Raw genomic sequence first — 23,351 nt, forward strand, 5'->3', positions numbered from 1 at the left:
AACAGGGCAGGGAAACATCATGCAAAGCAAGTCATCTAAAGTTTTAACCGCGGCCGTAGCGGCCGCCATTATCTCACCGGGTCTCGCTGCCCAGAATACACTGGAAGAAGTGGTGGTCACCGCCACCAAACGCGACGCGAGTCTTTCGGACCTTTCTGCTGCAGCCAATGTTATTGGCGGGGATGCCATTGGTCCCGGCGGCGTGCAAACGGTCAGAGACATGTACACAGAAATACCCAACCTCTCTATCGGTGACCAGTTTGGTTTTGCGCGGATATTTATGCGGGGCATCGGCATGACCAGCATCGATATCGGCGGGGAAGGGGCGGTATCCATACTTCAGGATGGTGCAATTATCCCGCGTCCCGCCGCGCAATTGGTGGGCATGTTTGATCTCGAACAGGTGGAAGTTCTCCGTGGTCCCCAGGGCACCCTTTACGGACGGGGAGCCACCGCCGGCGCAATCAATGTGGTCACCGCCAAACCCGGCAATGAACTGGGTGGCTACGTAAACCTCACTGCCGGTAACTACAGCATGGGCACCCTTGAGGGCGCCGTGGATATTCCCTTCTCCGACGCTCTGGCACTGCGCCTGGCCACCAAAATCGAGCGCCGCGACGGCTACGGCAGCAACCTGTTTACGGGCAACGATGTGGATGACCGGGACGCCGAGGCCTATCGTGCAACCTTGAGCTACACCCCGGATGCCAACTGGGACGCCACACTGTCTTACCAGTACTACGAGGAAGACGACAATAACTACGCCTTCCATTATTTCGGGCCTTCCGCGGGAACAGCGGGGGGCCAGCCTCCAGCGGTAACCGCGCTCGGCGGAAGCACTGTTTTTGACGTCGGCGGAACGCTTTACGACATCTACTCGGATCAGGAGGCTATCAATACCCGGGACGGATTCATGGCAAACATGATCCTGAACTTTGAACTCTCCGACAGCGTGTCTCTGCGCTCCACCACGTCGGCACAGAACATGGACCGCTTCCTGCGGGATGATCTGGACTCCACGGAAGTCGATCTGTTTGGGCAGAACAACTACACCGAGGAGAGCGACTCCTTCGGCCAGGAATTTACCCTGAATATTGAGCGTGACAATTACAGTGTTCTGGCAGGCGCGATGTATTTTGAAGAGGAGCTCTTTGGCGAAGTCTTTGTACCGCTGACGAACTTCTGTGAATTCGCAGCCCCCGCTACCTGTGGTACGCCCGTCGGAGACTTTCTCAATAGCGGCAAATACCTTCAGGATGGCGATGTGGACATCACGGCCTACGCTGCCTTTGTAGAAGTCACAGTGCCATTGGGTGAGCAGTTTACGGTCATCGCCGGCGCCCGGTACAACTATGAGGAGAGGGAGGGCACCGGCTCTTTTATCTTTGACGCGGTGGGCCTAAATGTGCCCACGGACGCCAAGGCTGACTGGGACGATATTACGCCCCGCATCACCCTCGAGTATCGTCCCAGCGATAACGACATGATGTATGCCACCTACAATCAGGCCTTCAAGTCAGGCGTGATCAACACGGGGAGCCTGAGCCCACCGCTGGACCCCGAAACCGTGGATGCCTTTGAGCTTGGCTACAAGGGCAGCAGCAGCGACGGACGCATGACCTATGCGCTGGCCGCGTTTTTCTACGATTACCAGAATGTGCAGATATCCTTTGTGGATGAAACCAGCACGGTGAGCACCATCAACGCGGCGGAAGCCGAAAACTACGGTGCCGAACTGGAGCTGAATTATGCGATGACCGACGCCCTGAGCTTCGACCTCTACGCGACCTACCTTAGCGCCGAGTACAAGGAGTTCATCAATGGCGACTATGCCAACGGCTTTGAACCCACGGATCTGAGCGGCAACACACTGCCGAACGCACCGGAGTACACCTTCAAGGTCGGGGTGACCTATCAGACCGCGTTGGGTGACGGCAATTTGCGTCTGCGTGGTGAGGGCTATTACCAGGACGACGTGTACTTCACTGAGTGGAACCGGGAGGACGCCTTCCAAAAATCCTACGGACTGATCAATGCCAACGCCGACTACAGCTTTGGCGCTGAAGGGCGCTGGATGGTGAGTCTCTGGGGCCGCAACCTCAGCGATGAGGAGGTGATATCTAACAACATCATCACCGCCCCGCTATACAACTCCCTCCGCGTGGGTTCCATGCTTCCACCGCGCACCTACGGCGTCACCGGATCCTACGCCTTCTAGGTCGACCATCGACCTCTGCACAACGGCCCGGCCCCCGGTCAGCGCGACCTCGGGGCCGCCAATCTCAGCTCTTTCGATTTTTACCCCGTCTTTAACCGCGTGAAGCAACGCGGCTCGTGGTAAGTTTGCGCTCCCCAAAGGAGACAAGTTTGCTCAAACGCCCAAAACCTAAATCCAGAAAACGAGACCCAATACCCCCCGGACATCGCTTCGACGGTTCCGTTCGTGATGTGAACAGCGAGGGTCAGGGTGTGGTTGCTCACCCCCAGGGGCGCATTTTTTTTGTGCCGGGCGTATGGCCGGGTGAGACCGGTGTTTTCGAGGTCACTTCGCTTAAAGGACGCATGGGTTTTGCGAAGCTGCTATCCCTCGGCGAGGCCTCACCGCGACGTCGCCCCCCCCCCTGCCCTCACCATGGCTTCGCCAGCGGCAGCTGCGGCGGGTGCCCGTGGCTTTTCATGGACTATGCAGAACAGTTAGCGCGCAAAGAACAGTCCGTGACAAAAATGCTCCAGCCGCTGAACGAAGCGCTCACTGTGGCTGAGATTTGGGCATCTCCTGCCGAACTGGGTTACCGCAATCGGGGACAATTCAAAACTGACGGACAGCGCCTGGGATTTGTCGCGGCAAACTCCCGAGAGATCGCTGAAGTGCATGACTGCCTGGTGCTCAATGACAAAAACCGTCAAACCCTCAAAGACCTCCGTGCGCAGTTGCCCAACTCCCCCTGGAGACCCGACCGCGCCAAAGCATGGACCACCCTGGATATCGACGACCACATCACGGCAACGGAAGTGAGCGCTCACCAACGCCGGCCTTTTCGTCAGGGCAACAGCGCGCAGAATCAGCGCATGCGAACCTGGCTGAAAGACAGACTGCTTGAGGCAGGCTCACTTGATCACGTTCTTGAGCTGTTCGCAGGGTCCGGCAACTTTACGGAGGTTCTGGTGGAGGTCGGATGCCAGAACATTGTCGCAGTTGATAGTTTTCAGCCTGCCATCGAGCGCCTCAACAAGCGTGCATTATCCGGTGTCACGGGCTTAAGCTGCGATCTGGATCGCAGCGCTACCGCCGCCCAACTCCATAAGCCGCTGTCTAGCGCTGCGCTGCTGCTCCTCGACCCGCCCCGCGATGGGCTGAAAAACATCGGGGACTACCTCGCGTCCGCCAAAGAGCTTCGCACGATTATTTATATCTCCTGCGATCTCGCCACGCTGACACGAGACTTGAAGGTGGCGATGACCCATGACTTCGAGCTACAGGAGATCCAACCTCTGGACCTGTTCCCGCAGACGCCCCATGTGGAGACTCTCACGGTGCTTGGCCGATAGCCCCACTGCTAGCTAACAACGGCTGCAATGCTCCAAAAAACTGTCATTCCCGCGAGCAATGTAAAGATGTGATTACGCGTACGCCAGGCGACAAGCGCTGCGGCGGACAATCCCGCCAATTCCGGCGCTGCGATCAGCACCTCGCCCTCTGCGCTGGTGAGCATGGAGACAATGAGCGCCCCCATGACTGCCGGCGCCACATACTCCAGAGCGCGAAGGGCAAGAGGAGGGAAGCGTCGATCCGCCAGCGCGATGATGAAAACAGCTCGACTCAGATAGGTACCCAGTCCCGCCAGCACAATGGCCACAAACTGTGTCATGAGCGCTGGCGCCGACTTTCGAGAAACAAGCCCAGCAACACCCCGAGCATGGCACCGAGCAATAATCCCGAGCGATTGGGTAGCTCACTGAGAAACACGGTGCACGCAGCGGAAACTAAAGCGGCAACCAGCTTCTCCGGTCGATCAATGGCCGTGACCAGCAAGGCGGTGAACAGAACCGGTGCGGCAAAGGCAATGTTCCAGCTACCGGGCACAAGGGGACCCAGAAACAATCCCGCGGCGGTGCAGACCATCCACAAGGACCAGAAGGTGAACCCGGCGGCTAAAAAATACGCCCGGAAAGCAGCGGGGTCTTCGTCCTTGCGCAACATGGACAGTGCAAACACCTGATCGATCAACACATAAGGGCCGATCCAGCGAAACCACGCAGGCTGTCCCTGGAATCGCGGCGCAATGCTTACGGAGTACAAGAGATGGCGTGCACCCACGATCAAGGCTGCAGTCACCGCCGAGGCCACCGAGGCCCCCTCCCCCAGGAGACTGATGAGGGTAATCTGGGCGGCACCGCCAAAGATCAGCGGCGATGAACTCCAACCGAGCCAGGGTGCAATACCAGACTCTCCCACCACCACGCCAAACACCAGGGCAAAGGGTATGGCGGGGATAAACAACGGAATACTCTCGAAGGCACCGCGCTTTAGATACACAGATTGATCAGTCATGCGCGGCATCATAGACCATGTCTTTCCAGACAACCTGGCCCCGAGCTATAGATCCAAAGCCATGGGGATAAATTTGCAGATCAATACCTGCGACGGGCCGTAGCGCTTTGCACTGGCTTTCAAAGTGTCACTCACGGCACCCATCACGACCTCGTGGCTTCCCTGAATCTGAGTGCTCATAGCGTTGGTGACAACGCTTAAACCTTCTCGCGTATTGAGCTCGTCAATCAGGGATTGGATAACCGGTATGTATTCTTCATGAAGGGGGTAAAGACTTAATTCTGCAGTCAGGGTCATGGGCTATTCCTTGGGTAAAGTCGGAGGTGGTTCATAAAACGAGTATTACTTAGCATTGAGCATTGGGGGCGTTGTGCTTAAGCATTTATCATGCGCTGTACATCCGTAAACACCTCCAGAAAGCCTTGATCAAATTCGGAGCTGTGCTCGTCCGCGACGTCCAGCAGCCGCACCAGGTCTACGGGTCGCGTCAGGCGTCGGGAGAGACGTTCAAGCACCGCCGCCACACCCTCAGGTGTTTCGTATACGCGTAGCCAGTCGGCATCGGTCCAGGCCGTTGCAACACGGCCAAGCGCCGGCGGCAATAGCACCGGGTTTTCCCTGAGCACCCGATAGGTGCTATCCAGAAAAGCATCCCGCGGCCATTCGCTGAACCTATCCCAATGGTGAACGAGATAATGGTCAAACAACACATCGAGCACGAGCCCGGCATAGCGGCGCTGGCCGTCGGGAAATCGCAGCTTAAGCGCACGGTAGGCATGGTGACTGTCGGTGAGTACATCCACCCGTCGATGACGACGAACACCGCCGGCGACCCGGGGGTGCAACCGGTGCCGGTCCAGAGGCCCCTTCACAAGATCACCGGCGATGTTACCAATCAGACTATGGGCATAGGGCTCAGCGAGGAGAGCGTGGGCAAGATAATTCACCGGGGAAATAGTCTGGAGTATTTCGTGCGCAAATTGGAAAAGAGCTAATCAGTGCGCACAGCTCGAGCTGCTGCGAACACCACCACAAAGGTCAGGAGCTCCGCAATAATGGGCTCAAGGGTCAGTGCAGCACCATGCACCTGCCAGGCGACGATACGCGCCGGCGCCACAAGACCGATAAGCAGCGCGCCTGCCATGAGGTAACTCGAATGCCGCCTGAACACTCCGTAGAGCATAAAAACGCCCGCGCACAGAAAAAATGCGGCGCTGTCGCCAAGCTGCGTAGACAGACCGGTGCCCTGAAGCAATGACGCGCCGAGAGCGCCAGCGATCACGGAAGGCGCTCCAAGCCAGGCCAGACCAAAGCTCAGATAGAGAAGGCCAAAAAGCGCAGTAACAACCAGGGCGAGTTTGCCAGACAAGGTCAGTGTTTTGGTCATCGGATCAATCCTTAGTATTTTGAATTAAACGGTCATCCCGCACGCTGGCAATGGCTTTTCGACAGGACTAAAGCCATGACCGGGTCACGAGCGTATACAGTGCACAGCCCAGTGACAACAGCGCAAAACGCATTGCCAAAAGAGTCCTGCCCATGAAAAACACTTTCGAAGAAACCTCGCTCATCGATGATTTTTCCAGCGCCAGAGGGGCCAGCAACGGTCAGAGCTGGCAGTACGTGAGCGACAATGTAATGGGTGGCATCTCCCGAGGCAGCGCACACCATGAGCAGGAAAAAGGTAACCCTGCCCTGGCGCTCCATGGGACAGTGAGCCTTGAAAACAACGGCGGCTTTATCCAGGCGGCGCTCGATCTCGCGGGGCCGGGATTATTTCTGGATGCTACTGGAGCCACCGGCATTGCGGTGAGCCTTTGCGGCGACGGACAAGAGTATGCAATCAACCTTCGAACGGCAGATACCCAACGACCCTGGCAGAGCTATCGAAGCCCCATAGACAGTAGCAGCGAATGGCAAACTCACTACCTTTCCTTTGCCAGCTTCGGACCGCATCGTATTGAGAAGCCTCTGAACATCTCCCAGCTCCGGCGCATCGGCGTGATTGCCATCGGTAATCCCGGTCCCGCGCGCGTGGCGCTGTCACGACTTGCCTTCTACCGGGACAGCTCTCAACGGTAGAAGGCCGAGCTGCCTTCGTAGCACTAAAGCAGCGCTGCTGTCTCCTTACAACTCGAGCAGCGCAGCTGCTCGGGTGGCCTGAGACTTTGCCAGACGTCGGCTGCGCCAGTGTTCCAGCACCGCCATGGCGCCCCAGGCATACAGGGTTACACCCACAAAGGTCACAAAACGCTGAAGAAATGCCGTCAGGGCATCCTTGCCGTTGGCGCTATCTTCTACCGCGGGCCCCAGGAGAATGAGCATAGTGACAAGGGCATTAATCCAGAAAGAAGGAGCAACCCGCGTTTTGATGAAGCCGTAAAGCCTTGCAGCAACGTATAGCGAGAACGCCAGCATCCACAAAGAAAACATCCAGAGCGTAGGCAAGATGGAGAGCATCAGCCAAAACGCTCCTGCCATGATCCCCCCGGCAAAGGTAGACCCGATGAGCTCCCGCCCGGCGTGGCGCATGTCCATGGCGGAAGTCTGCTGCCCCAATGACACGGACTTCATGATGGTCATCAGATACTGTGAGGGATTGGTCAGCGCCAGGAGGTAAGCGGGCATGACTATCAGAGTTGCTCGCACTGCAAGCCAGTTCGACAGGGCCTCGCCACTGGCCGCCTCGGGTGCTGCGTCGGCAGCCACCTCATCAGGGAAAAAGGGATAGACAACCCACTGACACAGCACTGCTGCAACTATGCTCAAGGCCAGCGCTTTGATAACCGTGGTCGCAAGGAGATAATCCACGCTGCCGGCAACAGATATCAGGGTAAAGCCCACAGTGAGAAAAGTGCCCAGCAGGCGTTTGCCGCGAATGAGCGTCAGGAACATCGAGAAGTACAGTCCGACCGCTACAATGAGCACAGCGCTTACGGGGTAATAGCGAATCAAGGGAATCAGCAACACACCAACCGTCAGTGACAACACCATAATCAGCAATAAAGCGAAAAGTCCCTTGATCCCCATGGGTGGCCCCGGCATGGCGCTTAAAAACACCACAAACAGCGGTGCCAGAAAGGGCAGAGGAAATCCCGCACCATAAGCCAGCGCCAGGGCCATTGTTGTGGCGAGGGAAAATCGGATTGCGCGGCGCTCTGCGGTCTTCATAGATCCGAGGTTTCAGCGCTTGGTGAGATCATAGGCAAAGACGCCAAGCGCTTAATACCCGTAGGAAAGCCAGCTCATGAGCCGGATGTAAATCTTACCGAGCATCTTCAGAACATGGGCATCCTCGCTGTAAACCATCACCGAGGCCTGTCCGCCGATGCGCAGCTGGTTCCGCTGGGTGCTGTCGGGCATTTCAAACCCTACCTCCACGGGGAAGCGCTGGGCCTGGCGGAGCCAGTCACGGCTATTGCTCACTGTAGGTAAAGTACCCGGAGCGGGAGCCTGCCCAGCGCTGACACCGAGCCCCACGTTGCGCACAGTGCCGGTAAAAACCTCTCCCGGTAGCGCATCAAACACGACCTCCGCGGTGCTGCCCGCTTCCATGTGTCCCAGATTGTTTTCCGTAAAGGCTGCATTAATCCAAAGGTCGTGAATGGCGATAAGGGTCATCACAGGTTTTCCCGTGCCCGCATACTGGCCCACGTCGGCGCGGAGATCGGTAATCAATCCCCGGGAGGAGGCCCGGACAACGGCGTTTTCGATATCCAGCCGCGCTTTTTCTACGGCGCTTTGGGCAGAGAGCAATATTGCGTTGCTGCTTTCATCATCGCCCCCCTTCTGTTCGATGGCTTTTTGAATGTCGGACTCCGCTGCGACAACTTTGGCCCGGGCCTGGTCCAGGGAAGCCTTGGAAGACTCCAGACGCCTTAACGATAGAGTCCCGGGGTCCGTTTCCCTGAGCCGCGTAAGCCGCTCATAATCCTGACTGGCCCGAAGTTCATTGGCCTTCGCCGCGGTGAGGTTGGCACGGGCGCTGACTACCGTTGCATTACCTGCCTCTACCTGGCTTTTTGCGTTGGCAAGATCAGACTCGGCCCGGGACAGCGCTATCTGATACTGCGAGGTATCAATCTCAAAAAGCGCATCACCCTCTTCCACCTCCTGATTGTTTTTCACCAGCACCCTGGTAATGGTGCCCGCAACTTCCGGTGCTACACCGATAACGTAGCCCTGCACCCTCGCCTGGCTGGTATACGGTGCGTAACGATCAGACAGGAGAGACCAGCCAAGGCTTCCTAGAATGAGCGCCAGCACGATCCAGGTCGTACGCTTGATCGCCGCAGAGGACGCCTGATCTGTGTCCGTGTCGCTGTCACTCATTGAGAACTTCCTCCTGAACCGGCGTTATCCAGCGCCACAGGCACCGGCGCCTCCCACTGCTCTCCCCAGTTCACCCGCTGTCGCATGGTCTCGCGGATGTCCTCAGGGATCATGTCCTCCAGAGTTTGAGGCTGCCACCCTCCACCCAGGGCTTTGTACAAGTCGATCACCGCAGAGATGTGCGCGCCTTCGTTAACCAGTTCTTTTTCCGCCTGCGCGAACAACGCGCGCTGTGCATCCAGCACCCTCTGGAAATCCGCGTAGCCTTCTTTATACCGTCTGTTCGCAAGCTCAAGAGCACGTTCCGCAGCCGCGCGGGACTCACGGAGCACGGCTTGCGCCTCGGCCGTCTTCACCACGGCAATAGCCGCATCGTCAATCTCCTGCGCTGCCCGATAAACTGTCGCGTCGAAGGCCACAAGGCTTTGCTGAAGCCGCGCATCCTGGACGCGGATGTTTGCTCGGATACGTCCGTAATCAAAGATGTTCCACCGGATGGCAGGACCTGCGGCAAAGGTCAGACCGTCGCGGGTCACCCCCAGGCTGTCACCATTCCAGCCAAAACTGCCCAGGAGTGAAAGCGCGGGGTACAGGTCACTCTTTGCGACACCAATTTGTGCTGACTGCACGCCCGCCTGCCAGGCACTGGTGCGAACATCAGGTCGACGGAGCACCAACCGGGCCGGGATACCCCGCAGGCTTAGGGGCGCCAAAGCCGGCAAGCTTTCGTAGGCCTCCTCCAACTCCCCTATCGGTGCCGGCGGGCGTCCCAACAATAGATTAAGGGCGTTGCGTAGCTGCACCCGGCGACGCTCAAGATCGGGAATTGTCGCCAGAGTAGCAAGATACTGGGTCCGGGCCTGCTGCAGATCGAGCTCCGACTCCTGTCCGCTGTCATACAGCTGCTCGGTAATTTCGAAACTGCGCTTCTGGATAGCCGCGTTATTGTTTGCAATGGCGATTCTCAGCTGAATCGTGCGATAGGCGTAATAGATATCCGCGGTTTGCGCAATGAGCAGGACCTGGAGATCCCGCTGGTTGGCAACGGACGCCATAAAGGCGGCATCCGCAGACTCTATGCTTCGGGCAAAACGCCCCCAGAAGTCCAGTTCCCAGCCTGCGGACAGTCCGACATCGTAACTGCCAAAATTGTCATCAGTCGCAGGAAGAAGACCATCGCTGCGCCGTTGACGGATATAGGCCGCGGACGCACCCAGCTGCTGGGACTGGGGATAACGCAGTGCCTCGGCACCCCCAAGGCGAGCTCTTGCCTCGAGAACGCCGAGCCCCGCTATTTGCAGGGTGGGATTTTCCGTAAGAACGTTCTCTATAAGCTCATTGAGCGCCGGATCTTCAAAACGGCGCCACCAGGAAGAGAGCTCCGAACTCGCAGACTCAGAAGTGGGATCCAGTTGACCGTAGAGATCCGGCTGCCAATCCACAAGCCAGTTAAGCTCCGGCTCCTGGTAATCAGGACCCAGGGTAGTACAGCCCACAAACAAAAAGGCTGTAAGTAAGAGAAAAGCGCGGGGCGTCAAAGCGATTCTCAGCACCCTAGCAGATCACTGAGGCGTGCCATCGGTGAATGTCTCAGCCTCTGCGCTCTCTGCCCCCTCGCCCGCCGGGGCTTCATCCACCCAGCTCATGAACAATTCGTAGCCGACGCTCAAAATCACAGCGCCCACAAAAAGTCCGACAATACCGGCACCGATCATGCCGCCAAGGGCGCCGATAAGTACCACTGGCATGGGAACACTCACACCGCGGCCCAGGAGCATGGGTTTGAGAACGTTGTCGGCAAAGCCCGCCACAATGAAGTACACGGTGAGGAGAACATTCACCAGAGTTGAACTATCCCCCACGCCCCACAGGTAGGCAATGGCAGGTATAGAGACCAGCAGCGCGGGCAGTTGAAGAATACCAATGACAAGCACCACCAGAGCCAGCAGGCCTGCTGCGGGGATACCTGCCATCATAAATCCTACACCCAGCAGCAGTGCCTGAATAAACGCGACACCCACAACCCCTGTTGCCACGGAGCGAACCGTCAGCGTCGTGATGGTATGAAGTCCTGGTCCACGCTGATGGCCGACCATGCGCGAAAAAATGCGCGCCATTGCCGCATTACCCGATTCTCCATAGGCCATCATGATACCGGCGATGATCAACGCGCCGAAGAAAAACAGCAGCGTGCCTGCCGTGCTTGCTGCGGAGCGGAGGGCAGCCTTGCTGAAGTTACCCAACTGGGGCTGCAGGCTTTCGATATACCCAGGCAAATCCGCATGGGCCTGCGACCAGGCCTCGTAGACCTTTTCTCCCACGAGGGGCCACTCTTTGACCGACGGGTCGGGTAGGCCTACGGTCACCGTCTGCGCGTCGAAGTTTCCGATAACATCAAAAATATGGGTTGCGAAAGAGCTGCCCAGCAGCACCGTGGGCACACCCAGAAGCAATATACCTAGGATCACGATGAGCGAGGCCGCGCTCCCGGCCCCCCATCCCGTGCGCCCACGCAGAGCGCCAAACACCGGATAGAGCGAAATGGCCAGAATTACTCCCCAAAGCATGATCGGCAGAAAAGGTGCAAAAACTTCGACGCAGGCAACGACACCGACCACAACCAGTCCCAGCCTGATGCAAAAATCCATGAAGTCGCTGGAGAGAAACTTTCGCGCGGCCTTGGTATCAAAACTCATTAATCTCATGCTCCGACTGGGTACAGTATCAAGGGAAATAAAAACACGCCGCGTAGTTTACGCGAAGAAACCCACAATCGTTGGGAAAACCATGGGGGAAACATCCTCCCCGTGCTACCGTGTCGCGCGTCGTTTTTAGGTCACTCTCAGGTCCTGCACCATGGAGCTTGTATGCGCCGCCTCTCCCTTAAGCTGCTCTCCCCTCTTTTCATTCTATGGGGAGCGCTGTTGATGCCCGCCGGAGCCTATAGCGAGGCCCGCGTACTTCGCATTGCCACATTCAACGTGAGCATGGAAGGGGGCAACTACGTCGGCAAAGGGGTAACTCCCAGCGGCCACGAATTGCCCGGTGCCCTGAGTAACAGCGAGCACCCGCAAATCAAAAACATCGCAGAAATTATCCAGCGGATCAGACCGGACCTTCTCTTGCTCAACGAATTCGACTATCACGCTGATCCCGAACAGGGCGTAAAGCCATTTATTGAGCGCTATCTGCAGCAATCGCGGGCGGACGTTGAGGCCATTGACTATCCCTACTATTACCAGGGCCCGGTCAATACCGGCGTGGATTCCGGCATGGACCTCGACAGAGATGGGGACGCCTCGGGAACGGGTAACGATGCCTTTGGCTATGGGCTCTATCCTGGCCAGTACGGCATGCTGCTGCTGAGCCGCTATCCCATCGACTTTGAGTCAATCCGCAGTTTTCAGCTATTTAAGTGGAAGGACATGCCCGACAATCTCATGAGGGACATGCGCACCGAAGACAAGGAACTGTGGTACCCCGAATCCGTGCAGAAAGCGCTCCGCCTGTCGTCCAAGTCCCACTGGGATGTTCCCATCCGCATCAATGGCCAGGTCCTGCACGTGCTGGCAAGCCATCCCACACCCCCGGTCTTTGATGGCCCGGAAGATCGTAACGGGCGTCGCAACCATGATGAGATCCGCTTCTGGGTGGATTACATCGAAGGCGGGGAGCAGGCCGCCTACATCTATGACGATCGGGATCAGCCGGGGGGGTTAAACAACGACCGCTTTGTCATTCTCGGTGATCTCAATGCCTCCATGGAGGAAGGAGACGCCCGCCGGGAGGGCATCACGGCGCTTTTAGGACACGACAAAGTCCGCCGAGGCTTGCTGCCAACCAGTGATGGAGGACGGGCCAATAACGCGGATAGCAGATTCAGTCCCACCCACACCGCGAGCTGGGGTATGCGCGCGGACTATGTGATTCCCAGCAAGGAAGGCTGGCGGGTGATTGATGCGGGGGTTTTCTGGCCCGCGCCCGATGACCCACTGCGCCGTCTGGTCAAGAACCGCCGGGCTTCGTCCGATCACCGCCTGGTATGGATGGATCTGGAGCTTGTCGACTGACGTCTGCAGCGCCCGGAGGTCGCAGTCCGGGACAAAAGCCATGGGCCTGTGATCGGGGGGGAGCAGCGCAGCAAGGCTCTATCTTTCCCTCCCCAACTTAGGTCTGGCTACGTCGGGCTTTCAAAAACGATGACTGCTGTTTGCTGACCTGCATGGCCGCCTTAAGCACCGATAGATTCTCCATGACTTTGCCATTGCGTCCCAGCGAGTCCAGCTGGGCATAAAACCAATAGGTCGTGGCGAAGGTGCTCAGCGTCTTTACCAGGCGGAGCCCTTTCAAAAATCCCAGCCAGGGCGGAAGCAGAGCCAGCTCATCTTCATATCGGGGAAGAGTCTCTGCGCCATCCAGAAGACGCGCGGGACCATCGGTTTGCACGCACAGGGGACGTCCCAGACCGATAAGAGAGGCGCCGCCCTCATCGAGGGCCTGCTCCATGGCCGCCCGAGACCGAAAACCACCGGTGACCATCAGCGGAATAGATACCTGTTTCTGCATGGCCAGCGCAAAGTCGACGAAATAGGCCTCACGGCGTAGAGTGGTCTCCGCCACGTGCTGCTGCTCCGAGGGTTCAATGCCCTCCTTACCCAGAAGTTTAGGTTGCTCGTAGGTACCGCCGGAAATTTCAATCACATCGACGCTGTGCTCCTCCAGCCATTTCGCTACCTGCAGGCTGTCTTCAAAGGCAAAGCCCCCCTTCTGAAAATCCGCACTGTTGAGTTTGACCGCAACGGGAAACTCCGGCCCCACCGCGGCCCGCACTGCGTCAATGATCTCCAGAAGAAATCGGGCTCGATGAGCCAGTTCGCCACCATAGGCATCATCGCGCTGATTGCTTCGCGGACTTAAAAACTGTGAAATAAGATACCCGTGGGCGCCGTGAACCTGCACCCCGTTAAACCCCGCTTCCTGCATCGCCTTTGCTGCCACAGCAAAGCGCTGCACGAGGTCGGCGATCTCATCAATGGTCAGCGCCTGGGGCTCACCAAACTGGCCGCCGGGCAAACCCAGTTTCACTGCGGAGGGCGCCTTGGGGTGAGGGTTAACCGTTTTCAAGGTCTGGCGACCCGCATGACTGATCTGTACCCAGGCATGATTCCCCGCCGAAGTCGCCGCCCGGGCCCAAGTGGCAAGCGCCGCTTTCATGGCATCATCGGGTTCGCGGTCCACGACGACATTGCCCGGTCGCTCGAGGTGGTTAGCGTCGACAACCACATTACCGGTTAGCAAAACCCCGGAACCACCTTCAGACCAAATGCGGTAAAGCTGTTCCAGCGCCGGGGTAGGTTCGCCTGTGAGGCTGGCCAATCCTTCAGTCATCGCCGCTTTCACCAGGCGATTCGGAACAGTTGCACCACAGGGAAGGGAGAGTGGCTCGGATAATTTTGTCACCGGGGAAACCTCATTTGCTTGGAATCGGGCAATTCTCCACCATAGCAGCCGTAGCAAATGCAGAAAACAAGAAATAACCAGGGAGCGGATATGCGCAGCATCAATATTGGCACTTGAGATTGCCGAGCGCATTCGCGCCTTGGCGGTCTGACAAGGTCCCTTTATCCTTTGAGACCTCACTCTTCACAAATGCAGGAACCCCATGGACACGTTTGCCAGAAACTACTTGATTGGCCTGGTCACCATAATGGTGATTGGAGTGGCATGGTATTGGTCGTCACAGGACAGCCGCGTTGGCGAAATAAACAACCGCCTGACCCTGGACAGTCAGCTGGCAAACTACCCCTTCCCTTTTCGGGTGGAGACCCTCGAAAACGGCATCGCCACCATGAACAGCCCCCGCTCGGCACAGGTGCCGGCCATGCGTTTCCTGCGCACCGCCTATCCTGAGCTTAGTAAAACAGCGGTTGATCATCCGGACATGATGAAGGCCCAGGATACTCTGGCAGCGACCCAGTCCCGCGCAGCGGAACTCGTGAAGGCTTTTCCCGATGTCAGCAACATTCGCTGGGTCATCGACGAACGCTGGTACAACGAACACGGTGTCTTTTTGAATCTCGACAATTGAGAAAGCCGGGGTCCTGGAAAGCAAAGCGGTTGAGCGCATGCGTCAGGCAAGGGGTCGCGATTTGCGAAGCGAGCGTCACCCCTACCCAGCGAGCGGAGTAAGTAGCGACCGCTTGCCGGATTACTTCCTCGCTCGCTACCCAAGCCGCGGCAGCGGTCCTGACTTCGATGCGAGTCTTCGGAGCAAAAAAAAGCCCCGTGATCAGAGACCACGGGGCTAACCGCAAGACAAAGCTCACGGACCGAAGAAGGGTTACAGCGAGACATTGGCAATGTTCAGCTCACCGTATATTCGATAATTATAATATATAAATACCAAGGATGCTAGAAAATAGTTTGACCGAGGAACTGGCGCGCAGCCACTATTAGCAGCAGCCCGCCGGTGGATGCCCAGCCCCGGTATTCCGTGAGGTAGCGTTGCTTGCAGTGATCGTGATCTGACCCCTACCGGATTCCTTAGGGATCGAAGGTCGGGAGAATTACTTGACGACGGAAACCTTCACGCCATCCATTTTCTTGGCCTGGTACATAGCCTCATCGGCGCGGCCAATGGCGCTTTCAAGGGTGTCACCGGTGATAAGCTCAGTGACACCACAGGAAATGGATACATCCAATGGCTTGCCGCTATCATTGAATCCTGCATTGAGCACTTCATCACAGGCACTTCGCGCAAATACCTCAGCGCCCTGAATGTGGGTATCAGGAAGCAGGATCACAAATTCATCGCCACCGTAACGGCACACGATATCGCTGGCCCGCGCCCTACCCTGAAGCACATCAGAAACTTTTACGAGCACCAGGTCGCCAGCCGTGTGGCCATAGGTGTCGTTGATTTCCTTGAACTTATTACAGTCCACAAAAACAATAGACAGCGCCGCACCCGTGCGCTGCCAGCGCGCATAAAGCTCCTTGGTTCTCTCATCGTAGCCCGCGCGATTGTAAACACCGGTCAGGGCATCCTTTAAAGCGAGATCATTCTTGTTCCTGATCTCGCTGCGCAGTATGTCGGCCTCATCTTCCAGATGGGCAAGACGATCGTTCAGTTCGGCGACCCGGACTTTGGAAGTTTCGTCCTGCTAACGCTCTGCAATCACATGCTTAGGAGATCCGTGAACGCCCTGCGGGTCAAAAACCGCCAGTTACAGCAGCGCATCGCGGCGCTTGAAGAAGCCCTGGGCCGGTAAAAAGCCCTGAGCCGGTAAAAAGCCCTGAGCCGGTAAAAGGCCCTCAGGCAGCAAAAGGCTTTAGTTCAACACACCCAGCATTTCTTTCCTGAAGGGCACCAGTCCCGTGTGATCGCCATCACGGACCTTGTTTGCCCAGTCGGCGTTCGCCAGCATTGCACGCCCTACGGCCGCCAGATCGAACTCCTCGGCTTCAAGCCGTGCAACAAGATCGTCCAGCGATGCGGTCTCCGCTTCCCGGAAGGTTGTCTCGCCCGGCGCCGGAATGAAATCCGCATTCAAACCGACACTACCCACGGTGATCGTGGGCTTACCCGTAATCTTCTTTGTCCATCCGGCGAGGTTTAGCTCGGATCCCTCGAATTCCGGCTCCCAGAAACGACGCTGAGAGCAATGGAAAATATCGACCCCCGCTTCTGAGAGGGGCGTGATGAACTGCTCCAGGGCTTCCGGCGTCTCCGCCAGTCGCGCGGTGTAGTCCTGCTGTTTCCACTGGGACCAGCGCAGGGCTATGGGGAAATCAGGCCCCACCGCCTCGCGGCAGGCCGCAATGATTTCGCAGGCAAAACGTCCGCGGTTATCCATAGATCCAGCGTAATGGTCGTCTCGCTGGTTTGTGGCCTCCCAGAAAAACTGATCGATGAGATAACCGTGGGCACCGTGAAGCTCAATGGCATCAAAGCCACAGGCTTTGGCATCCCGTGCACCGTCGGCAAAAGCCTGGACGACATCATCGATATCCTCCTGGGTCATGATGTGACAGCGCACTTTGCCGGGAACACCCATACCTGAGGGTGCATAGCCGGGAACATCACCCTCCGGTGCTGTGCCGGCGCGCCTCACACCACCCACGTGCCAGAGCTGCGGCGCGATTTTCCCTCCTTCCTCATGGACCGCCTCCGCAACTTTCTTCCATCCCGCGAGACGCTCCTCACCCCAAAAATAGGGGACACCTGGGTATCCGCTGGCCGCAACGTGATTGATACAGGTACCCTCGGTAAAAATCAGCCCGGTTCCTCCGGCGGCGTGACGCCGGTAGTACTCTACCACCTGCTCGTGGGGCACATTGTCCGGAGACATGTTCCGCGTCATGGGCGCCATAACGATGCGGTTGGGAAGCTCAAGCTTGCCAAAGGTAAAAGGCTTAAACAGGGCGCTGTTATCGGACATGAATACTCCATGATTCGGGTTACAAAAAAACAGAGATGATGGCAATGGAGCAACGCTCCAAGGGCTGAGGCTCTGACAATGCCGGGGCAGGAAGCCTAGCCCAGGCCCTGGAAAATTGCCATCTAAGCGCCCATTAACTGCGTATTTACCCTACTTTCACCATTGAGTTTTCCATGCGCGCTATCTACTGGTTTCGCAATGACCTGCGACTACACGACAACCCCGGACTCATTGCGGCCGCCAATGCGGACGAGCTCCTGCTGGTGTACCTGTGGCCACTCCAGCGCCCCTGGTGCAACACCCAGGGCATGGGTGAGCAGCGGGAGCGTTTTATCACTGAAAGCCTCAAGGCTCTTCATGACGATCTTCAGCCACTGGGACAAAACCTTCTAGTGCTCCAGGGGTCACCGGAGCTGGTGATACCCGATCTGGTGCGGGATTATGGCGTTGACGCGGTGCATGCCAGTCAGTGTGCGGGAAGCTATGAGACCCGGGCACTGCGTGTTCTTCGGGAGCGACTGGAGATACCTGTAACCGAGTATGGGGGGAACACCCTGTTCCGGCGATCGGATATCAAGGCGCTGTGCCCGGAACTTCCAAAAAGTTTTTCACCCTTTCGGCGCAAGGTGGAGAAAAACCTCGAGCCCCTCAAGCCCTCCCGGGACCTTCCCCAATTGCCGCCCCCACCCGCCGTCACCTTTCATCGCATTCCCGATGCGCAGATCAAGGCTCCATTGGGGTTGCCTGTGCGCGGGGGCAGCCGTGCGGGACAGCGTCGCCTGCAGCAGTTTCTGCACAGCGGCGCGATCCGTCGCTACAAAGAAACCCGCAACTGCCTCGATCCCCTCGAGGGCAGTTCCACCCTGTCTCCCTGGCTGGCTTTGGGAAGCTTGTCGGCACGGGAGGTCGCCGCGGCGGTGCATGAGCATGAAGCACAGGAAGGGGCCAACGAATCCACCTACTGGCTGGTCTTTGAACTGCTGTGGCGGGAGTACTTTTTTCACCGAGCACTGCAGGACGGCGTAGCGCTGTTTCGCCATGGAGGTCGCGAGGGCAAGGTGTCGCGCTGCACCTTTGAGCCTCGGAACTTTGCACGCTGGTGCGCAGGCGATACCAACCATCCGTTAGTTAACGCCCTCATGCATCAGCTCGTAGCCACCGGATGGATGAGTAACCGGGGGCGACAGATTGCAGCCAGCTGCCTTGTTAACGAGTTTGGCATCGACTGGCGCTACGGCGCCGCATTCTTCGAAAAGCATCTCATCGATTACGACGTGGGCAGCAATTACGGCAACTGGCAGTACATTGCCGGTGTAGGTGCGGACCCCCGGGGCGGACGAGCCTTCAACATCGAAAAACAAACGGCCCAATATGACCCCGACGGCGTTTTCATTGCCAAGTGGGATGGCGAGCGTGCGTCCCAGCCCATGTACGTTACCGACGCCGCGGACTGGCCCATCAACCCAAGCGGTTCATGAAAGCGCGACGACTGAACACGGCCTCCTCCAAGGGTCGGGGGCAGGCCAAAAACCCCAAAGCGGAAAAAACCTGTCCGGTCTGCGACAGACCTTTTCAGTGGCGGGCGCGCTGGAAGAATAACTGGGAGGAGATCGTTTACTGCTCCCGGCGCTGCTCCAGCCAGCGCAGCCGCCGCAGCGATCGCGCCTAATCCAGCACCGTTGCCAGAATCCGATCGCCCCAATCGACGATGGCATCGCGGTCCGCGGCTTTACGCTTCTTCCAGCCGCCTATGATAAGACCCATACGCGCGTTCTTGGTGAGGTATTCCTGGTGCCGGTCAATAAAATGCCAGTAGAGACTGTTGTAGGGACAAGCGCCCTCTCCCGTAGTCTCCTTGGGATCATAGCGGCAGGCACCGCAGTGATTGCCCTGACGCTGAATGTATTTTCCCGAAGCGGCGTAGGGTTTGCTCGCCATCAGACCCTTGTCACCATGAAGCGCCATACCAAGCGTGTTCGGCAGTTCCACCCATTCAAAGGCATCCACATACACCGCCAGGTACCAGTCGCAGACTTCGCCCACATCGAGTCCCGCCAGCAAGGCAAAGTTGCCGATCACCATGAGGCGCTGTATGTGGTGCGCGTAGCCCAGATCCAGGCTTTGCTTTAAAGCCTGGGACAGGCAGCGCATATCGGTGTCGCCACTCCAGAACCAGTCGGGCAGGGCTCGGGTGGCCTCAAAGGTGTTGCGCTTTGCATAGTCAGGCATGGCGTGCCAGTAAATACCCCGCACGTACTCCCGCCACCCGAGTACCTGACGAATAAAGCCTTCGGCGCCCGCCAGGGAGCACTCGCCCTTGCGCCAGGCAGCCTCCACTTGCCGACAAACGGCCAAAGGCTCCAACAAACCAATATTGAGATACATGGAAATCAAGCCGTGGAACATCCACGGTGACTCCTCAGCCAGGGCATCCTGATAGGTCCCGAAATTCTCCAGCGCATGCCTGCAAAACCAGTCAAACTGGGCCTGGGCGTCATCGGTGGTAACTGCCAGACGGAATTCCTTCAGATCGCCGGGGTTGTCCGGAAAGTGCTCCTCGACGAGATCGATAACCTCCTGGGTGATGCTGTCGATGCTCACCGATGGCCGCTGGGGCACATCGATCTGGGCACGCCAGCCCTTTCGATTGTCGGCGTCGTAGTTCCACTTACCGCCTTCAGGTTCTCCGTCTTCACCCATAAGCAGTTCATAGCGCCGACGCATCTCGCGATAAAAATACTCCATGCGAAGCTGCTTGCGGCCGTCCGCCCAGGTCTCAAAGTCCTCAATGGATGACAGAAAACGCTCGTCGTCCTGAAGAACCACCGGCACGCCCAGGGCTGATTCCCATCCCTGCATAGCTTCGAGCAATCGGTATTCACCGGGTGCCGTCACCAATAGCGCTTCTGCTTTGGACTTTTTCAGTCCCTCCTCTACGGCCTTTTGCAGCGACGGCACACCCTCGTCAAAGGTCCGATAGATAACTGTAAAACCCTTGTCTCGTAGCAGGTCGGCAAAGTGTCGCATGGCACTGAAGATCAGAACGATCTTGTGACGATTGTGGGCAACGTAGCTGGCTTCTTCAGCCACCTCGGCGAGTAAGATGCAGTCCCGATCCGGGTCCGCACTTGCCAGTACGGGGTTCTCGAGGGAAAGCTGATCACCCAGGATCAATCGCAGTGTTTTACTACTCATGCAAACGACTCTTTCTCACTGTTCTTTCTGACTGCTCTTTCTGGCAGCTGTTTCTAACCACTGCCGCGCACTATTCAGGGTCCGATCAGAGCCAGCGCTGCATGAGCGCGTGTACATTAACCCGCGCATTCATACGTGCCGCCAGCATAAAGATGCCCCCGAGCTTGCGATGGAAATACACCACGTCCGTCGGGGGCGCGTGCCAGAATTCCGCGTACTCCGTCGCCTTCTTGCCAAGCTCGCCCATACGCTCAGGCATGGTGGAATTGCCAAAATCATAAAGGGCGTCTTCCCGAAGAGGCTCCAAAGCCAGTAGCAGCAACTCCAGTACCAACTCGCGGTAACGTGAATCCTCATCCCCCATGGAGTAACCGACTTTTTCGGCGGCCAGGGCCATGGCGCCGCGATCCCCTTTAACGGCAGCGGCGGCCAACTTGCGATAGTTGTTTACAAAACGGACCTTGAAGTCCCTGGTAGCGCCAAAATCCAGCAACACGATCTCGCCGCTGGACCAGCGATACTGGTAGTTGGCAAAGTTGGGGTCCGTCTGCACCATACGTAACTCAAAGAGCTCTGTAAGGAGCAGCTCTACCAGCGCGGACACCACGCGGTCGCGCTCTTCCTGGGGCCGCCGGGCTATGGCATCGATGGGGCCGCCGGCAACGTAGGTCATAGCAAGCACGTTCTTTCGCGTCAGCTCAGGTATCAGCTCCGGTAAAATGAAGCGCTCATCGTCTCCGAGTACTTCATTAAAACGTCGAAGAAACTCCGCTTCCTTGAGATAGTTGGCTTCATCCTTTAGCTGGCGCTTGGCATCATCCAGCAGGGGCTGAAGATCCGCTTCTTCGGGAAGCAATCCGGAAATACGCAGCACGGTAGCAATATTGTCGACGTCACTGTTGATGCTTTTGCCCACACCCGGGTACTGAATCTTCAGCGCAAGCTCCGTACCGTCGTGGCTCACAGCGCGATGCACCTGCCCGATGGAAGCCGCGGCAATGGGATAGCGATCAAACATCTGGAATTCGTTTTCCCAGTCGGCACCGTAGGCATCGGTCATGGCCTCTTCGAGCTGCGAGTCGGGCATGCTGGTGCCATCAGAGCGCAGGCTCGCCAGAATGTCCGTGAGCTCCTTGGGTAAAAGCTCGCCCGAATCCATGGAGAGAATCTGACCCAGCTTCATGGCCGCGCCGCGCATCTCCGACAGTTGCCGGGTCACCCGCCTCGCATTACCCGGAGTCAGGAGCAGATCGCGCTTGCTGGGACGATTACCCGCGCGAATCTGCCGGGCCCCCTCGGCGAGCATGCCGCCAGCCACACCGCCCGCCAGGCGCGCGACCTTGGCAAAGCGCCCAGCGCGACTCGCGGGAACGGCTTTGCCCTTTGACCGTGATTTATCGTCGGACCCTGCCATGACTACATGTCCTCCGTGATCCAGTCATCGATATAGCGATGGGCAATCTCGTGACCATTAAACTCTGCGTTGAGGACAGTAATGAAGGTGAAGACGCCCGTCAGTTTGCGCACGATAAGGGCGAAATCCCGGGAAGGCGTTGCAAAATGCCGGGTCGCGGCCGAATTTGCCGCATGCTTGCCGACGCGCTGCATCAATCGTGATCGTCCCCAACAATACAGCCCGCGCTTGTTAAGGTACTCCCTGGGCAGGTTCTCCGGGTGAGCAAGGGGCTCGAGGAGCATCTCACAAAACTCGCAGAAGCTTTCCCGGGCGAACTCCGTGGCGTCGTCCCGAAGGCAACCAAGACCTACCAGGCTATCGGCAAGCAACTCACGATCACCCGTCTGTCCCGCGGCAATCGCATCGCCAAAGTGGCGACGGAAGTTATCATCGCAGGCCAGGGTGGAACCGAAGTCCAACAAAACAAGGCTGTCGGTAGTGTCGCCGCTTCGTATCAGGTAATTGCCAAAATTAGGATCAGTCTGTAACACGCCCCAGTCATAGAGCTCGATAAAAAACAGCTCAAGCATTGCTTCACCGAGGGCGTTCCGTCGGGACTGGGAGAGTGCCGCAACCTCAGCTTCGGTCACGCGGTAGCCGTCCACGTACTCTAGCGCCAGCATCGTGTCGCTGCAGTAGGCGTCGATGACCGCGGGCACATGGTAGCGGGCATCATCGGCAAAGCGGGCACCGGCATCGCGGGTCATGAGGGCTTCCCGCTGGTAGTCAATTTCGTGATGAAGCTGTTCGCGCATGTCCCCAAGCCAGGCATCAATCTCCCGCCCGGTTTTGATCCAGCGGGTGAGTACCAGCATACGCACCACGGCATCAAAGTCCTCGTCGATAACATCCGCAAGTCCTGGATACTGAACCTTGAGCACCATTTCGTAGCCGTCGCTTTGTCGGGTGGCACGATGCACCTGGGCAAGGGATGCGGCTGCCAGCGGCGGCTTTGCTATGCTGAGTTCCTCGTATCGATCGCCGAGGCTTTCGCGCACATCGTCCTCCAAGTCATCCCAGGGCAAAGGGTGAGTCTGGGAATCAAGGTCATGGAGTGCTTCAGTGAGGGGTGCCGGCAGAAAGTGCTCGCCGAGTAAGGCCATCATCTGCCCGATTTTGACGTAGGTGCCTTTAAGCCGGCCCAGCTCTGCGGTAAATCGCCTCGCTTCTCGGCGCATGAGGTCGCTGTTGCCCGCCTCATCTCCGCGAATCTTGCCCACGGCGGAGCCGAGGGCGAAGGCCCCCCCTGCGCGGATACCTGCAAGCGATACGGCAAGACCGCGACCAAAACTGCCGCGGCGGATGGAAGAGCGTTTTGTCATGAGTTATATACGCAGCTTCCCGCGCTCAGGATGACGCGGGGGTGCTGCTGTCC

Annotated in this window: 22 protein-coding genes; 7 read left to right on the forward strand and 15 right to left on the reverse strand. The window is 57.7% G+C overall.

Annotated features, from left to right (window positions below; genetic code table 11):
- Positions 1 to 19: 19 nt before the first annotated feature.
- Both ACTG3T_RS01050 and ACTG3T_RS01055 read left to right on the forward strand, forming a co-directional pair.
- Complete coding sequence (locus tag ACTG3T_RS01050) at positions 20 to 2,218, forward strand: TonB-dependent receptor (protein ID WP_439100408.1); 2,199 nt, start codon at positions 20 to 22, stop codon at positions 2,216 to 2,218.
- 149 nt (positions 2,219 to 2,367) lie between these two features.
- Positions 2,368 to 3,549, forward strand: a complete 1,182-nt coding sequence (locus ACTG3T_RS01055; protein ID WP_439100409.1) for a class I SAM-dependent RNA methyltransferase — start codon at positions 2,368 to 2,370, stop codon at positions 3,547 to 3,549.
- Positions 3,550 to 3,557: 8 nt separating this feature from the next.
- On the opposite strand, the gene ACTG3T_RS01060 is transcribed toward ACTG3T_RS01055, so the two are convergent.
- The 5 genes from ACTG3T_RS01060 to ACTG3T_RS01080 all read right to left on the reverse strand — a co-directional run bounded on the left by ACTG3T_RS01060 (position 3,558) and on the right by ACTG3T_RS01080 (position 5,939).
- The gene (locus tag ACTG3T_RS01060) at positions 3,558 to 3,869 is read right to left on the reverse strand and encodes an AzlD domain-containing protein (protein WP_439100410.1); all 312 of its coding nucleotides are present in this window, start codon (positions 3,867 to 3,869) and stop codon (positions 3,558 to 3,560) included.
- On the reverse strand, positions 3,866 to 4,552 hold the full coding sequence (locus ACTG3T_RS01065) for an AzlC family ABC transporter permease (RefSeq protein ID WP_439100411.1): 687 nt from the start codon (positions 4,550 to 4,552) through the stop codon (positions 3,866 to 3,868). The genes ACTG3T_RS01060 and ACTG3T_RS01065 overlap by 4 nt, the downstream gene beginning before the upstream one ends.
- A gap of 45 nt (positions 4,553 to 4,597) precedes the next feature.
- Positions 4,598 to 4,849, reverse strand: a complete 252-nt coding sequence (locus ACTG3T_RS01070; protein ID WP_439100412.1) for a YkoF family thiamine/hydroxymethylpyrimidine-binding protein — start codon at positions 4,847 to 4,849, stop codon at positions 4,598 to 4,600.
- 77 nt (positions 4,850 to 4,926) lie between these two features.
- Complete coding sequence (locus ACTG3T_RS01075; protein WP_439100413.1) at positions 4,927 to 5,499, reverse strand: ACP phosphodiesterase; 573 nt, start codon at positions 5,497 to 5,499, stop codon at positions 4,927 to 4,929.
- A gap of 44 nt (positions 5,500 to 5,543) precedes the next feature.
- A complete protein-coding gene (locus ACTG3T_RS01080; protein ID WP_439100414.1) occupies positions 5,544 to 5,939 on the reverse strand; it encodes a hypothetical protein in 396 nt (131 codons plus the stop codon).
- 152 nt (positions 5,940 to 6,091) lie between these two features.
- Between ACTG3T_RS01080 and ACTG3T_RS01085 the strand changes: the two genes are divergently transcribed.
- The gene (locus ACTG3T_RS01085; RefSeq protein WP_439100415.1) at positions 6,092 to 6,634 is read left to right on the forward strand and encodes a CIA30 family protein; all 543 of its coding nucleotides are present in this window, start codon (positions 6,092 to 6,094) and stop codon (positions 6,632 to 6,634) included.
- A gap of 45 nt (positions 6,635 to 6,679) precedes the next feature.
- Here the strand turns inward: ACTG3T_RS01085 and ACTG3T_RS01090 are convergent, their stop codons facing one another.
- Genes ACTG3T_RS01090 through ACTG3T_RS01105 form a run of 4 tightly spaced genes read right to left on the reverse strand, consistent with a single transcriptional unit; the run spans position 6,680 to position 11,580 of the window.
- Positions 6,680 to 7,723: a DUF2955 domain-containing protein gene (locus ACTG3T_RS01090; RefSeq protein ID WP_439100416.1), complete on the reverse strand. Its 1,044-nt coding sequence runs from the start codon at positions 7,721 to 7,723 to the stop codon at positions 6,680 to 6,682.
- 51 nt (positions 7,724 to 7,774) lie between these two features.
- Positions 7,775 to 8,884, reverse strand: a complete 1,110-nt coding sequence (locus ACTG3T_RS01095; protein WP_439100417.1) for an HlyD family secretion protein — start codon at positions 8,882 to 8,884, stop codon at positions 7,775 to 7,777.
- Positions 8,881 to 10,422, reverse strand: coding sequence for an efflux transporter outer membrane subunit (locus ACTG3T_RS01100; protein WP_439100418.1), 1,542 nt, complete (start codon positions 10,420 to 10,422; stop codon positions 8,881 to 8,883). The genes ACTG3T_RS01095 and ACTG3T_RS01100 overlap by 4 nt, the downstream gene beginning before the upstream one ends.
- A gap of 24 nt (positions 10,423 to 10,446) precedes the next feature.
- Complete coding sequence (locus ACTG3T_RS01105) at positions 10,447 to 11,580, reverse strand: AI-2E family transporter (RefSeq protein WP_439100419.1); 1,134 nt, start codon at positions 11,578 to 11,580, stop codon at positions 10,447 to 10,449.
- A gap of 171 nt (positions 11,581 to 11,751) precedes the next feature.
- Between ACTG3T_RS01105 and ACTG3T_RS01110 the strand changes: the two genes are divergently transcribed.
- A complete protein-coding gene (locus tag ACTG3T_RS01110) occupies positions 11,752 to 12,954 on the forward strand; it encodes an endonuclease/exonuclease/phosphatase family protein (protein ID WP_439100420.1) in 1,203 nt (400 codons plus the stop codon).
- Positions 12,955 to 13,051: 97 nt separating this feature from the next.
- Here the strand turns inward: ACTG3T_RS01110 and ACTG3T_RS01115 are convergent, their stop codons facing one another.
- Positions 13,052 to 14,344, reverse strand: a complete 1,293-nt coding sequence (locus tag ACTG3T_RS01115; protein ID WP_439100421.1) for an NADH:flavin oxidoreductase/NADH oxidase family protein — start codon at positions 14,342 to 14,344, stop codon at positions 13,052 to 13,054.
- A gap of 202 nt (positions 14,345 to 14,546) precedes the next feature.
- Here ACTG3T_RS01115 and ACTG3T_RS01120 point away from each other — a divergent pair, with 202 nt between their 5' ends.
- Positions 14,547 to 14,972: a hypothetical protein gene (locus tag ACTG3T_RS01120; protein ID WP_439100422.1), complete on the forward strand. Its 426-nt coding sequence runs from the start codon at positions 14,547 to 14,549 to the stop codon at positions 14,970 to 14,972.
- A 478-nt stretch (positions 14,973 to 15,450) separates the two neighbouring features.
- Here ACTG3T_RS01120 and ACTG3T_RS01125 read toward each other — a convergent pair whose 3' ends face one another.
- Both ACTG3T_RS01125 and ACTG3T_RS01130 read right to left on the reverse strand, forming a co-directional pair.
- On the reverse strand, positions 15,451 to 16,014 hold the full coding sequence (locus ACTG3T_RS01125; RefSeq protein ID WP_439100458.1) for a GGDEF domain-containing protein: 564 nt from the start codon (positions 16,012 to 16,014) through the stop codon (positions 15,451 to 15,453).
- A gap of 201 nt (positions 16,015 to 16,215) precedes the next feature.
- A complete protein-coding gene (locus ACTG3T_RS01130) occupies positions 16,216 to 17,325 on the reverse strand; it encodes an NADH:flavin oxidoreductase (RefSeq protein ID WP_439100423.1) in 1,110 nt (369 codons plus the stop codon).
- 173 nt (positions 17,326 to 17,498) lie between these two features.
- On the opposite strand from ACTG3T_RS01130, the gene ACTG3T_RS01135 reads away from it, so the two are divergent.
- A complete protein-coding gene (locus ACTG3T_RS01135) occupies positions 17,499 to 18,803 on the forward strand; it encodes a DASH family cryptochrome (protein WP_439100424.1) in 1,305 nt (434 codons plus the stop codon).
- Complete coding sequence (locus tag ACTG3T_RS01140; RefSeq protein WP_439100425.1) at positions 18,800 to 18,994, forward strand: DUF2256 domain-containing protein; 195 nt, start codon at positions 18,800 to 18,802, stop codon at positions 18,992 to 18,994. Before ACTG3T_RS01135 ends, ACTG3T_RS01140 begins: the two co-directional genes overlap by 4 nt.
- Here the strand turns inward: ACTG3T_RS01140 and ACTG3T_RS01145 are convergent.
- The 3 genes from ACTG3T_RS01145 to ACTG3T_RS01155 form a co-directional block, all read right to left on the reverse strand.
- Positions 18,991 to 20,520 (reverse strand): cryptochrome/photolyase family protein, encoded by a 1,530-nt coding sequence (locus tag ACTG3T_RS01145; protein WP_439100426.1) that lies wholly within the window; start codon positions 20,518 to 20,520, stop codon positions 18,991 to 18,993. The two genes, ACTG3T_RS01140 and ACTG3T_RS01145, sit on opposite strands and share 4 nt — an antisense overlap.
- An 85-nt stretch (positions 20,521 to 20,605) precedes the next feature.
- Complete coding sequence (locus ACTG3T_RS01150; RefSeq protein ID WP_439100427.1) at positions 20,606 to 21,934, reverse strand: ABC1 kinase family protein; 1,329 nt, start codon at positions 21,932 to 21,934, stop codon at positions 20,606 to 20,608.
- A gap of 2 nt (positions 21,935 to 21,936) precedes the next feature.
- Positions 21,937 to 23,298 (reverse strand): ABC1 kinase family protein, encoded by a 1,362-nt coding sequence (locus ACTG3T_RS01155; RefSeq protein ID WP_439100428.1) that lies wholly within the window; start codon positions 23,296 to 23,298, stop codon positions 21,937 to 21,939.
- Between the last annotated feature and the right edge of the window lie 53 nt (positions 23,299 to 23,351).

The sequence above is a fragment of the Congregibacter sp. genome, assembly GCF_965660375.1.
Taxonomy (GTDB): Bacteria; Pseudomonadota; Gammaproteobacteria; order Pseudomonadales; family Halieaceae; genus Congregibacter.